Origin of the sequence: Clostridium polyendosporum (genome assembly GCF_018332455.1) — a bacterium.
GTDB classification, from domain to species: Bacteria; Bacillota; Clostridia; order Clostridiales; family Clostridiaceae; genus Clostridium_AY; species Clostridium_AY polyendosporum.
This window is the reverse complement of the sequence record NZ_BOPZ01000018.1, coordinates 45,768-59,122: the sequence shown is the minus strand read 5'-3', so window position 1 is coordinate 59,122 and position 13,355 is coordinate 45,768. Positions and strand designations below refer to the sequence as shown.

Here is a 13,355-nt window from a genome sequence, read left to right as displayed (position 1 = left end):
GATACGTTACTGACAATAACGGGGCTGTCTCAAAATAGAAAGTAATTTCTAAAATGAGGCAGCTTACTTTTTTCTAAAAAAGTAAAAAGTATACTTATAAGAATCCACTCTTTTTAAATTTATATATCTTTAAAAATTATTGAAACAATCTAAATATAATCGAAATTATTTCCAGTTCTTATTGACACAACCAAAATAAGAATATATAATTTAATTGAGATTGATTTTCAATATCAAATTAAAGGAGGATTTTAGCTATGAAAAATGTAAGTATAATTTATTGGAGCGGTACCGGAAATACTGAAGAAATGGCAAAGCTTATTGAGCAGGGCCTAAAGGAAAATAGTGCAAACCCAAAACTTATAAATGTGTCTGATGCTAAATTAAAGGATGTAGCAGACGCTGACCTTGTAATATTAGGCTCTCCTTCAATGGGTGATGAAGTTATAGAAGAAACTGAAATGGATCCTTTTGTTGAATCAATAAAAGAGGCTGTAAATGGCAAAGCTTTAGCACTCTTTGGTTCTTATGGCTGGGGAACTGGTGAATGGATGATTAACTGGGAAGAGCGAATGAGAAACTATGGGGCAAACCTTTTAGAGGAGGGTTTAATTGTTAATGGACTACCAGAAGGTAATGATGTAGAAAGATGCATAGAATTGGGCAGAAAACTAGCCTAAAATAAATACTTATGGAGGGTTTTACATGAAGGAAAATTTTTTGACATTTATAAAGAATTTAAATGAAAGTAGTTATTTAGAGTATTATATTACATACCTAATTTCTCCTGTTCTGACAGGGGTAAAACCCTCCTCACTAATCGGAATAGGGAATGACGACAGACCATTGTTAAATCTATGGAAAAAGGAAGGAAATAATCTTCTTTTTTCTCTGGATTTAAAAGCTCTTACTCTTAGAAGTGTAAAAGGAAGAGAGATAGTATTAATTTATAATGAAGAAAACCTATTGCAAATATTAAATAGAGAAGAAAATAAGAAATTTCTAGAAAAACTAGGTTACCTAGATTTAGATAATATAAATAAAACATTAACTCATTTATATGAAAGATATTCAGCATTTCATTGTCCACATGAAGTAGGAATTTTTCTTGGTATTCCATTACATGATGTAGAAGCATTTATGGATTGTAGCGAAAAGAAATGTCTTTTGTGTGGTTATTGGAAGGTTTTCTCTAATGAGGAAAAAGCAAAAGAACTCTTTAGAATATATGATTGGTCAAGGGAAATGGTAATGACCTATTCATTACAAAAGAAAGAAGTTAAGTGGATTGCTAGCATCTTAAGAGACTCTTTCTCCTGTGCTGCACTATAAAAATATTATTCTAAAAAATGATAAATGTATCTACGTAAATTGAGATTTAAGAGAGGATTAGAATACAAAAAAGACAGTAGGTATATTTGCTTTTACGCAAATCTATCTACTGTCCCACTGTCTCCCAAAATTAGTATGGTAGCTTCTATCCCATACTAATTTTTATTTTAATACTTATTCATTACTACGCATTATTAAAATCTACTAAATATTCATCTACAAATTTAACTATTTCATTGCAGCTTACGCCTTTTCTTTTAAGCTCTATGCATGTTTCAACACCAAATTTTTCTTTTACTTTATTCATTAAGTCCCTAGAGTGTTTACTTGCATTGTTTTCTTCAGATGCATTATTTCTTCCTTTTAAAAATCCAATTGTAACAACGCCTGCAGCTACTGCACCACATACACTCCCTACACTCATACCTCTACCTAGAGGTGATCCAATAGATACTGGTATATTAGTATCATTTTTTTTGTTAACAGATTTTATAATAGCTTCTCCACAGTTGTATCCTTTATTATAATAATTTACTGCCATAATAAACACCTTCCACCCTGTTATTATCTTTTGATAGTCTCATTATATGATTCATTACTTTTATTGTCAAATTGCTTACTATGTACTATATTTACTGCATTCTTTTAAACTTCCACATGAACAACCACTTTGTTTATATTCTAATAATCTCTTTGAATCACTTTTACAAATTTCTAACTTCACTAATTCCTCGTTTATTAATTCTTTCATAAATGGGTATATACTAACAATATCTTTATTTATTTTATAAAACACCCATGTACCCTTCTTTTCATTCTCTAAAATTTCTAAGCTGCACAATTTAGTTAAATGTCTAGAAACATTAGATTGAGTCATTTTCAAAATATGTTCTATTTCTCCCACACATAATTCACTTTCTCTTAATATATTTAATATTCTCAATCTATTTTCATCTGCTAGTCCTTTAATAACAGAAACTAAGTTCATCATTTCCCTCCTTATATGCTTATATCAATATATGTAACATTATACAGGTAAATTAAAACTGTTAAAATAAAAAACAATATCACATGCCATCTTTACTACAATATCAACTTCCGATATATCTGTAAGCAATTTAAAACTTTGGATTTAACTTAATTCGTATCTAAAGTTGTTTATCTCTATTACTTAGTATACACAAAAAAACTGTACTATTTTTTCGTTATAGTACAGTTTTTTTTCTACTAAGAAAACTATTTTTATATATGAATATTTTATTGTTCTTCTGTACGTTACAATACTAAAATCTTATGTTCTATTGCTATAATTCTTATTCTTTACTGCTTCTATTAATAGAATTATACTTCGCCTACATGGTAATGTTGTATAGTATTTCCTGTTCTACTTTTTTTACATCTGGAACATAGCTTTTTAATAACTTCATTTCTCCTTTAAGTGTATATTCCCCTAATGATGCAGGAATTAGAATACTATCTCCCTTATAAATCTCTACTGGTACCCCATCTTTATAGAAAACTTGTCCAGCACCTTCTACACAAGTAAAAATAAAAAATCTTTCCTCATCACTCATTTCTAATACTTCTGTTCTTATATCATACATCTCCAATGAAAAATCTTTACATAAACATATATATGTCTTATTAAAACCGTCTCTTTCTACTTTAATGCCTGTACTTTTTTTCCCTAATAAATTTAGATCCACTACATCTAGCGCTTTTTCAACATGAAGCTCTCTTCCCCTATCATAATCATACACTCTATAAGTAGTATCACTGTTTTGCTGAATTTCAGCAATTATTACACCTTCCCCTATGGCATGTATTAAACCACTCTTTACAAAATATACGTCACCTTTGTCAACAAAAATCTTATTCATATATGGTTCTAGATTTCCGTTTTCTATTGCTTGTTTAAACTGTTCCTTAGTACAATCTTCTTTTGTTCCTACCACAAGATTTGCTCCCGGAAAAGCTTCTACTACATACCAAACCTCTGTCTTTCCCATATCTCCTTCTACTTCTTTTGCATACTCATCATTTGGATGTACTTGTACAGATAGACTTTCTTTTGCATTAATTAATTTTACTAGAAGAGGAAACCATTCTGTAGAAACCTTCGTTCCAACTAAATCCGCTCCTTTCTTCTTTATCAAATTATCTAAATTCATTCCTGCAAAGTCTCCATTGGCTACAACACTTGTTCCATTTTTATGACAAGCTACATCCCAACTTTCTCCAACATTGCCCTCTGGAAGGTTTCTTCTAAATAATTCTAAGTCCCTTCCTCCCCAAATTTTATCAAAGTATAAATTTTCAAACTTTAAAGGATACATAAAATTCCCCCCAATATTCTAGTAATTTATTAGTCTTATATATAGACTATACTTTTAAGATAATTTAAGGCTATATGTATATAGATATGCAACTTCCTAACTAAATGTCTAATTCTGATATACAAGTTCATAGTGCATTAAGAATTTTAAGAAAAGTATTGATTGTGGAAAATTTTCTCTAAAATTTGTTAATGGTTCAACTTATATATCCTTAGAAAAAGCACTGCACTTCGAATCTATTTGCTACCATTTCACAAAGTTAAATATAACTAAAATTGTTTAGAGATTGAAGTTGTTTATCTTTAATATCTATATTTGCCAACATATTCAAATATTTCAATATATTATACCAAAATATTTCAATGTAATTTTATTCATTATTATACATGATGTTAATTAAATATAAAACAAAACTTTTGTAAAAATTTAAAGTCCTCTTATAAAGAGGACTTACTTTGATATATTTATATAACTATCCCAAAGAACATCAATTTTAATAACAGCTTCTCCCACAATACTAAGTTTTTTATAAATATGATCTTTTATCTCTTGGAGCTCCTTCTGATTTTCTAATCTGCAACTAGTATGAACTGTACTATTTCTTAAACAAAACTTTATATCATTAGTATTTATTTTACCTTCTCCTCCTAATCTATTAAAACTGATTGGAGAAACCCCAGTAAAATCATTATATAAAACAACTATATTATTTTTAGCCATAGCAATACTGCCCATTTTCTTATCAAAATAAACATACTTTACAATAGTTCTTATTACACCATTATAAAATAACCTACCCTCAAAGACTCCATCTTTATTTTTAATTATTAATAAATTAGTATTAAATTTTCTTATTCTATAACTTATTTTTTCTATCTCTAATATCTTATCCTCTAGTTCAACCTCTACATTAATAGGTAAACTAACCTCCTTTTGTTGCATAAATATTGGCACCTTACTTTCTAGTTCTTTTCTAACATTAGTTATTTTCTTATTCTCTTTATGATCACGTCTTTTTATATTCTCTTCTTCAACATTTCCTTTTTTCTTATAAATACTTGTATTTATGTTTTTTTCTAAGTTTTCTTCTTTACTCTTTATTTCTATTTTATTTTTTTCTACTTTTGTCTCTTGCTCATGGCCATCATTATCTATTTTATTATTAGTTCTATTTATGTTCTCTTCGTTTATTTTTGGTTCAGCTTTCACTTCTATATGTTCTTCATTAATAATTATATTAAAATCTTCTCTTTTAACTTCTTTTTTTGTTTCTTCTACTTCATTACTTTCTACTTTTATTTCTTTTATATTATTAATCCCATTTATGTTCTCTTCAATTATTTTTGGCTCATCTTTCACTTTCATATGTTCTTCATTAATAATTATATTTAAATCTTCTCTTTTAACTTCTTCTTCGCTTTCCTTTTTGCTACTTTTTCTTTTTTCTCTTTTATCGTCCTTTAAATCTACTTCATTAGAATTAATATTTATATTTTCTGCATCTCTATCTTTCCTTCTTTTCTTTGATTTATCACTTTTCCTTTTAGAATTCACTTCATATTCTGTTATATCTTCGTGTCGTTTAGTTTCTTTTTTAACTTTTGATTCCTTATCTCTTTTTCTTTTTTTATCTTTTTTTGAACTCTTATGCTTAGAATCTTCATAGTCTATTGATGAACTTATTAACTTTAAAATAATAATACCAGCTATAACCTTGATTAGCATATCATTATTATTCATGTTATTATTCATATTATTATTCATAGTGCTTCCTATATTATTGTTCATAATATATAATAATAACAAAGTGCAAAACAGGTTACTGTTTTGCACTTTATGATTATAAATTATTTATAAACTTAACAAACAGGAGGAGTAGGCGGACAAATTCTTACAAATTGATTCTGAAGTACTCTGACACATAAAAATAATACAAATTTCTCTTCAATCTTTTTAAATACTACAGCCTTCTTTTTGGGTTCGCAATCGTTATGGTTATCTCCATATCCATATCCATCGCCATCGCCCTTTCCATCGCCATATCCATCGCCATATCCATATCCATCTTTGTCAGGGCATCTCTTATGAAGAGGTTCTGGTTCCTTATTAAAATCTAATTCAAAAATTCTAAATGAATCTAGAACTACGAATGGTCTTTGAAAAAAATTAACTGCTTCATTGAAATCACTTTCACAAAATGATCTTCCTTTAATACCATCATCACAATCAAAACAACAACGTTCTTTGCTTGTATCACAGAAGATTGTTCTTTCAGTTAAAGGTCCTCTGTTATTTATTACTATATTTGTAATATCAATTTGTGTAGCTACTTGGAATGGAACCTTTACTGTATGACTTTTAATTCTTCCATTTATAACTTCTTTATCACAGCTCACACAATCAGCAGTAGCATATTCAATATTCTTTTCTACAAATCCCTTTAAAAATAATTTACCAAGTGTAGTCTGAGTTCCTGTTTCAAATGTTAAAGGTATTATTCTACCTTGAGTTATAAAAACATTCTTCTTAATTCTCTTAATTTCATGAAAATCTTCATGGCATGGGAAATCAATACATGCTTCAACATCAGCTTCTACATTTGCTGTTGCTATTAATACAGGGATTCTAACTGTTGCAGCTCTAGGTGCAACAACAACAGGACACTCTACTTTTGGTGCTAAAACAATATTTGTTGCTTGTACATCTCCGCAGTCACAATTATTATTATATCCATTACCTTGATTTTCAGTATACATATGAAAATCCTCCTTACTTTCTCAGCTTTAGCTTAAACTTAATATATATTATTCTTTATTTACTTAAGTTGTTACACTATTCTAATTTTTTTTGCTTTTTTATACAATTAACTATGTTGACTTTATATGAAAAAATTAAAATATAATAATACAAAAAAATCATGAAAAATATTAAAAGGCAACGTTTTTATTTAACGTTACCTTTTATCTTTTAAGTTATAGTCTCTTTTTTATCTATATATCGTATTTATATTTATAAGTATTTTTCTTTTCATTTGCTTAATATGAATCTAGATAAGCTGAATTTGTAGATTCTATACCTTAAAACGCCACTTATACTCGTATATATTGGTCTTGTAGTATTCTAACACACTCGTACATATTGGTCTTGTAGTACTCTAACACATAGGAATAATGCAAATTTTTCCTCAACCTTATCATATTCAAAAGCTTTATGTGTCTCTCCACAATCTTGTTTATAATATCCTTCAGGTTGTCCTTCTTCTTCTTCTTTACGTGAATCACTACCTGGATATCGTGGGCATAATGGCTCTGGATCCTTATTAAAATCTAATTCAAAAATTCTAAATGAATCTAACTTTACAAATGGTCTATCATAGAAAGTAACGGTTTCACTAAAATCACTTTCACAGAATGATCTTCCTTTTAAACCATCATCACAATCAAAACAACAGCTTTCTTTACTTGTATCGCAATAAATTGTTCTTTCTGTTAAAGGTCCTCTATCATTAATTATTATAGGACTTCTAAAAGTAATTAGGGTAACTACCTGAAATGGAACCTTTACAGTGTGATGTTTGATATCTCCATTTATAATATCTTTTTTACGACTTACACAATCTGCAGTAGCATACTCTATATTCTTTTCTACAAAACCTTTTAGGTATAGTTTACCAGTTGGTGCTTCTCCATCTGGCTGCACTAAAGGTATTATTCTACCTTGAGTTAAAAAAACATTCTTCTTAATTCTCTTAATTTCATAAAAATCTTCATAGCATGGAAAATCAATACAAGCTTCTACATCTGCTTCTACTGTTGCATGTGCTATTAATACAGGAATTCTTACTATTACGTCACTTACAGGACTAACAGGGCATTTTTCTGCTGGTGCTTGAACAAGATTTTTTGCATTTACTTCTCCACAATTATAATAGTATCCATCAACTTTATTTTCTGTGTCCATTGAAAACTCCTCCTGAATTTCTTAGCTTTGGCTCACACTTAATATATACTATTCTTTACTTTCTTAAGTTGCCACACCCTTTTACATATTTTACCTATTATTTAATTATTTATTATGGTTATTATAAAAATTGAATCTTCTATAGTGCAATCACAAAAAAAGATAACGTCTTTACCAACGTTACCTTTTTTCTCTTTATTTTATTTATTTATACTTCTCAGTAATATATTCATCAATAGCCTGTGCAGCAATTTTTGATAGCCTTACAGCTTCTACAACTGTTTTAGCTCCCGTTACAACGTCACCTGAAGCAAAAACTCCTTCTCTAGTAGTTCTTCCACACTCATCAATTGCTAATAAGCCTCTATTGTTTACTTCAATTCCACTTGTAGTAGAAACTATATTAGCTCTAGGTCCTTGGCCAATAGCTAAAATTACAGAGTCAGCTTCAAATATATCTTCTGATCCCTCTATTGATACTACCTTTTCTTTACCATTTTCATCTATTTCCACTACTTCAGTCTTAATATATTTAACTCCATTATCAACGATTTCTAAAGGTGATTTATAGAAATCGAATTTAACACCATCTATTTTTGCATACTCAACTTCAAGTTCTTCTGCGTCCATACTTACAGGACCTCTTCTATACATTATATGAACTTCCTTAGAACCATTTCTTAAAGCAGTTCTTGCAACATCCATTGCTACATTACCTGCTCCTATTACACATACTTTTTTACCTAGGTTATATACCTCAGGGCTCTTTAAGTAATCAATAGCATAATGAACATGTCCTAAAGTTTCTCCTTTTATGCCTAATCCCTTAGGATTCCATACTCCTGTACCTATAAATACAGCCTTATATCCATCTCTAAATAGATCATCCACCGTTATAGTTGGACCTATTAAGGTATTAGGTCTTATCTTAACGCCCATGCTAACTAATTTATCTTTTAATTTATCTAAAATAGTTCTAGGTAATCTGAATTCTGGAATTCCATATCTTAAAACTCCACCTATTTTATCATGTGCTTCGAATATAGTTATATCATAACCTTTAGAAGCTAGAAGAATAGCTATAGTAATTCCTGCTGGACCAGAACCTATTATTGCCACTTTTTTATCAGCATTTTTTGCTGCTTCTGAAGCAACAAAATTTAAATAATAGTCTGATATGTAGTTTTCTACCATACTAACTTTTATAGGATTACCTTTTCTCCCCATTACACAATGCCCCTCACATTGACTTGCATGAGGACATACTAGTGAACATACTACTGAAAGAGGATTGTTATTAAATAGTTTTTCTCCTGCCTCAGTAATATTACCTTCTAATAATAAGTTTACAACCTCATTGAATGGTGTCTTAACTGGACACCCCTCCTTACATAAAGGCTTCTTACATTGAAGACATCTTTTAGCTTCTGCTATAACAAAATCTCCCATAACCCCACTTTTCCTCCTTATTAACACTTATTGCTTACATTTATTTATCTATTAAATCATAAATTTTAAAACACTACAAGCTTATTTTTATGGAATTATACCATTATCACCCTTTACATATCACAAAACCAGATTTTGAAACATTTACATTTGCTATTATTTAAAATTATCCTTAACTAACCAAAAAATAATGTAAAAAGTATAGTTTTATTGTCACATTCTTATATATATAGAATATCTTATAGTAAAAGGATGTCTACAAAGCATGCTTTATAGACAATTCTATGTATAAAGCTGCCGATAAAATTTATTTAAATATTAAGGAGGAACTTTTTATGCGTCCAATGTGTAAACCTGATTACTGTTATGATGAAAAACCTTATGGTAAAAAACCTTATGACTATGATAAAAAACCTTATGATTATAAAGACAAAGATTGTGATCCTTGCGATTGTAAACCTGATCTTTGCAAAGCTAAAGATTGCCACTTCTGCCCTAAACCAGTAGTTATGGAATGTGCTTGTGGAACTGGCGCAATTATTGGAGAAATTGAAGATGATTCTTATTTCAATCCTATTTGTTTAGGTTGTCTTACTATTGATACAACTTGCTTATGCAAACCTGTTGTAAAGTTCGATTTCTCTAGCATCATTTCATACAAAACCGAAGGTGATAACGATCCAGTTGAACTAACTTTCACATTAAAAAAATCTTGCAACGGTGGATTCCCTGTATGCTGTGGAAGCTGGGATTACAGAGCTAGATTCGATGATGATGAGGAAGAACTTACTACTTCATTCACATTTACTCACTGCGAATGTAACTCCTGCCCTGGCTGCTGTGTTTATACAGTAGAAATTACAAGAGCTATTAAAGAGGACGAGGATGATGACCTTTCTATTTGTAATGTAGTTCTTTCAGCTATTGCAACATCTAGTTGTTAATAAATATAGTCTTATAAAAAGTCTATTGTCCTATTAAGGAAGCCCCTATATAGGGGTTTCCTAACTGTAGCAAAAATATTTTGAAGTTATTTGGAAAGGAGTTATATGTAAATGAGAAAGAAAAAGAATACGTTATCTAGAGTTGAAAAAAGGAAATTGCAAGAAGATAAAAAAAGTGCTTTACTCGAACTCAAAAAATCCTTTAAGGAAGAGAAAAAAAACATGAAAAGTAGCGATAAACCTTTAACTGAAAAAAAAGCACTAGTTAAAGAACTAAAAAAAGGCTATAGGGAAAAGAAAAAAACTCTTAAAAAAAGTAATATAACTTAGAAAATATCGCTCAATTCATGAGAATTTTTATAGATCTGCTTAATTTACACAAGTTTATTTTTACTTGGAACTACTACTGAGGTTTTTTTCAGTAGTAGTTTTTATTTTTTTTAGTTAGGAATAAATGTATAACAATTAGCATAAATTATTACACCTTTTTTTAGCTTATGAATAATATAATAATGTAGTTAGTAAAAAGGAGTGAACCCTATAATGTATTATGAGGAACCTAATTCAATACCTAGAGATATATTAGTACAAATGCCAATGGATATGTATATGCCAATGGATATGCCAATGGATAGGTCAAAAGGTAAAGCTAAGTTTGAGCAATCACCAACAGGTGAAGCTCCTATAGCAGCTAAATGTTTAAGATTAGCTCACGCTTACGTGCCTGATCAACCCTATGAAAGGCTATTTTCATTAAGAGAAGCTTTGCTTAGAGGAACACTGTTTGCAGACCTTTTTGATCCTTATTGCAAATAATAAGTGGTTATAAGTTAAACTTACGGTATTTGGTCACATGAAAAAACTAATTGTTGGTTAAGTAATTTAAATTGGAGGACATAACATGTCAGATTGTACGAAAAAAAAAGATATGCTTAATAAAATTCGGGAGTTAGAGTTTGCAACTGTTGATTTAAATCTCTATCTAGATACCCACCCTAGATGCGAAAAAGCTCTAACAGATTACAATTGCATTACAGAAGAGCTAATAAAGTTAAAAAAACTATATGAACAAAAGTATGGTCCATTAACTCATTTCGGATACGGTACTAGTGATTACCCATGGCAATGGATTGATGAACCATGGCCTTGGGAAAGTGGTGAATAGGAGGATATACGGATATGTGGATTTATGAAAAGAAACTACAATTTCCAGTTAATATTAAGTGCAAAGATATAAAACTGGCAAAATATTTAATAACTCAATACGGTGGACCTGATGGAGAATTAAGTGCAGCTTTAAGATACTTAAACCAAAGATATTCTATGCCTAATGGAAAAACAAAGGCAATATGTACTGACATTGGTACAGAAGAATTAGCACATCTAGAAATAATAGCTACTATGGTTTATCAACTCCTAAGAGATGCTACACCGGATGAAATGAAATCAGTAGACTTAGGTGGAAACTTTGCCCAACATGACAAAGGGCTTTTCTATACAGATGCCAATGGTGTTCCATGGACTGCAGCTTATATAGCTACCCTTGGAAATCCTGTGACTGACTTAACTGAGGATATGGCTGCTGAAGAAAAGGCAAGATCTACCTACGAATGGCTAATTCAACTAAGCGATGACCACGAAGTTAAAAAAGTGCTTGGTTTCTTAAGAGAGAGAGAAGTAGTACACTTCCAAAGGTTTGGAGAAGCTTTGGTAGATGTAGAAGAAACTCTAGGAAAGAAAAAATATTATTAAAATGTAAATTTAGATATTGATGTGCTAAGTTAAATCCCTGCGTTTTTAAATATAAAAACACAGGGATTTAAAACATTATACGTATAGAAGATATTATGCTTAGTACCTTCTAGGTCCTCTATTATTACTTTGTTGCTTTCTTGATTTTCTACACTCACCGCATCTTACTGGCTCATTTTCAAAACCTTTTTCCTTGTAGAAAGCCTGCTCTCCTTCTGTAAAAACAAATTCTTTTTCACAATCCTTGCAAACTATGGTCTTGTCTGACATATTAACATTTCTCCTTTTTCTTTAAATAAGTTTTTAAGTTTTAGTTGGTAGCAGCTATTACTTTTACATATCTCATATAATATAAAATTAATAGCTAATAAGATATAAAATATCTTATTAATATTATCTACAAAAAAATAAATAATAAACTAGTTTTTTTAAAGTAATTTAAATAATTATTGAAATATACCACTATTTTATAGTCTTTCATAAATAATTATTTAATAAAGCTGAGAATGCACCAAGTCTGCTAAACTTTAGCCAAATCTTATTTTCTGAAATACCAGCAAACCAAAAAGCTAAGACCTTTTCAAAGAGCCCTAAAATTTTTAAATATAAAAGACTGTAAATGGATATGTGTCCATCACAGCCTATTTAATCTTAACTATTATGTGTTTGCTAACACATATGTATTTTATTTATTTTTTCTTGGGATTCTTGTTGCTATCCTTCTTTTTGTTATTATTGTTATTATTTTTGCTTGAGCCACTTTTACTTTTACCTTTATCTGGCATAATCATACCCCCAAAATAAACTATAGTTATGCTTATGAACTCAAAGGTAAAAATATTACTACTGTTTAATCAATAACTCTTAGTTTTTAGTTTGTCAACTGGCAGCAAACAAAATAGCTCCCATATATAGATACACAACTTTATAACTGAATTTATAATTCATGAAAAAGCATTGCATGTCTAGGCTATTATGCTGCCATTTCACAAAGTGAAATCTGGCTCAAATTTAATAGGATCGATGCCTATTAAATTTTATTTAACATGAATTGTTTAAAGCTTGAAGTTGTTTATCTTTAAATAAGGAGCTACTTAAGAGATTTTATGTAAAATACACACTTACCTATAAGGCATTTTACTTTCTAATTTGATCAATCCTGCTTTTTATTTCTTCTGGAGTTAACCCACTAGCATTTATTACTGGAGCTTTAGTCTCTGTATCACTATATCCCAGCATATCAGTATTATAGTCAGCTATTACTATGGCATCGAATCCATCTAATTTGGAAACATTACTCTCCATTCCTTCACTTAATATTTCTACATAGTAACCTTCTTTCATTAGATAATCTACTACATTTTGCAAACCTTTTTCAACACCAATTGCTTTATTCATTGTTTTCATTATTTATCACCTCAATGATTATTTTATACAGATACCACTTAAAAAATGCACTTTAAGTTCTGAACATATGTCTTGACTGGACACTGTTTAATTTTCAATATTACATTTCTAGAAAAGAAATCTTAATGAGAAATACACCATTGCACCTGACCACCAGCATACATCCAAATTCCTA

Annotated in this window: 16 protein-coding genes; 7 read left to right on the top strand and 9 right to left on the bottom strand. The window is 29.7% G+C overall.

Translation table 11 applies throughout. From position 1 onward, the window contains the following. Positions 1–257 precede the first annotated feature (257 nt). Both CPJCM30710_RS10970 and CPJCM30710_RS10965 read left to right on the top strand, forming a co-directional pair. Positions 258–680: a flavodoxin gene (locus CPJCM30710_RS10970; protein WP_212904214.1), complete on the top strand. Its 423-nt coding sequence runs from the start codon at positions 258–260 to the stop codon at positions 678–680. Between the two features lie 25 nt (positions 681–705). Next, the gene (locus CPJCM30710_RS10965; RefSeq protein WP_212904213.1) at positions 706–1,332 is read left to right on the top strand and encodes a DUF3793 family protein; all 627 of its coding nucleotides are present in this window, start codon (positions 706–708) and stop codon (positions 1,330–1,332) included. 184 nt (positions 1,333–1,516) lie between these two features. Here CPJCM30710_RS10965 and CPJCM30710_RS10960 read toward each other — a convergent pair whose 3' ends face one another. From CPJCM30710_RS10960 to CPJCM30710_RS10930, 7 genes are all read right to left on the bottom strand, one after another. Further along, positions 1,517–1,873, bottom strand: a complete 357-nt coding sequence (locus CPJCM30710_RS10960; protein ID WP_308442614.1) for a C-GCAxxG-C-C family (seleno)protein — start codon at positions 1,871–1,873, stop codon at positions 1,517–1,519. Between the two features lie 78 nt (positions 1,874–1,951). Continuing rightward, positions 1,952–2,320 (bottom strand): ArsR/SmtB family transcription factor, encoded by a 369-nt coding sequence (locus tag CPJCM30710_RS10955; protein WP_212904212.1) that lies wholly within the window; start codon positions 2,318–2,320, stop codon positions 1,952–1,954. A 364-nt stretch (positions 2,321–2,684) separates the two neighbouring features. Continuing rightward, the gene (locus CPJCM30710_RS10950; protein ID WP_212904211.1) at positions 2,685–3,668 is read right to left on the bottom strand and encodes a type I phosphomannose isomerase catalytic subunit; all 984 of its coding nucleotides are present in this window, start codon (positions 3,666–3,668) and stop codon (positions 2,685–2,687) included. Positions 3,669–4,118: 450 nt separating this feature from the next. Next, complete coding sequence (locus CPJCM30710_RS10945) at positions 4,119–5,432, bottom strand: hypothetical protein (RefSeq protein WP_212904210.1); 1,314 nt, start codon at positions 5,430–5,432, stop codon at positions 4,119–4,121. Positions 5,433–5,527: 95 nt separating this feature from the next. After that, positions 5,528–6,424, bottom strand: a complete 897-nt coding sequence (locus tag CPJCM30710_RS10940; RefSeq protein WP_212904209.1) for a CsxC family protein — start codon at positions 6,422–6,424, stop codon at positions 5,528–5,530. A gap of 364 nt (positions 6,425–6,788) precedes the next feature. Further along, positions 6,789–7,628, bottom strand: a complete 840-nt coding sequence (locus CPJCM30710_RS10935; protein ID WP_212904208.1) for a CsxC family protein — start codon at positions 7,626–7,628, stop codon at positions 6,789–6,791. Between the two features lie 204 nt (positions 7,629–7,832). Further along, positions 7,833–9,077, bottom strand: coding sequence for an NAD(P)-dependent oxidoreductase (locus CPJCM30710_RS10930; protein ID WP_212904207.1), 1,245 nt, complete (start codon positions 9,075–9,077; stop codon positions 7,833–7,835). A 335-nt stretch (positions 9,078–9,412) separates the two neighbouring features. On the opposite strand from CPJCM30710_RS10930, the gene CPJCM30710_RS10925 reads away from it, so the two are divergent. From CPJCM30710_RS10925 to CPJCM30710_RS10905, 5 genes are all read left to right on the top strand, one after another. Further along, on the top strand, positions 9,413–10,021 hold the full coding sequence (locus CPJCM30710_RS10925; protein WP_212904206.1) for a DUF4489 domain-containing protein: 609 nt from the start codon (positions 9,413–9,415) through the stop codon (positions 10,019–10,021). 111 nt (positions 10,022–10,132) lie between these two features. Next, complete coding sequence (locus CPJCM30710_RS10920) at positions 10,133–10,351, top strand: hypothetical protein (RefSeq protein ID WP_212904205.1); 219 nt, start codon at positions 10,133–10,135, stop codon at positions 10,349–10,351. 213 nt (positions 10,352–10,564) lie between these two features. Next, positions 10,565–10,837: a spore coat associated protein CotJA gene (locus tag CPJCM30710_RS10915; protein WP_246503518.1), complete on the top strand. Its 273-nt coding sequence runs from the start codon at positions 10,565–10,567 to the stop codon at positions 10,835–10,837. 85 nt (positions 10,838–10,922) lie between these two features. Further along, entirely contained in the window at positions 10,923–11,186 is a 264-nt protein-coding gene (locus tag CPJCM30710_RS10910) for a spore coat protein CotJB (protein ID WP_212904204.1), read from the top strand. A 14-nt stretch (positions 11,187–11,200) separates the two neighbouring features. After that, complete coding sequence (locus tag CPJCM30710_RS10905) at positions 11,201–11,773, top strand: manganese catalase family protein (RefSeq protein WP_212904203.1); 573 nt, start codon at positions 11,201–11,203, stop codon at positions 11,771–11,773. A 99-nt stretch (positions 11,774–11,872) separates the two neighbouring features. Here CPJCM30710_RS10905 and CPJCM30710_RS10900 read toward each other — a convergent pair whose 3' ends face one another. After that, positions 11,873–12,043 (bottom strand): zinc-ribbon domain-containing protein, encoded by a 171-nt coding sequence (locus CPJCM30710_RS10900; RefSeq protein WP_212904202.1) that lies wholly within the window; start codon positions 12,041–12,043, stop codon positions 11,873–11,875. A gap of 867 nt (positions 12,044–12,910) precedes the next feature. Beyond that, positions 12,911–13,171: a YkuS family protein gene (locus CPJCM30710_RS10895; RefSeq protein ID WP_212904231.1), complete on the bottom strand. Its 261-nt coding sequence runs from the start codon at positions 13,169–13,171 to the stop codon at positions 12,911–12,913. Between the last annotated feature and the right edge of the window lie 184 nt (positions 13,172–13,355).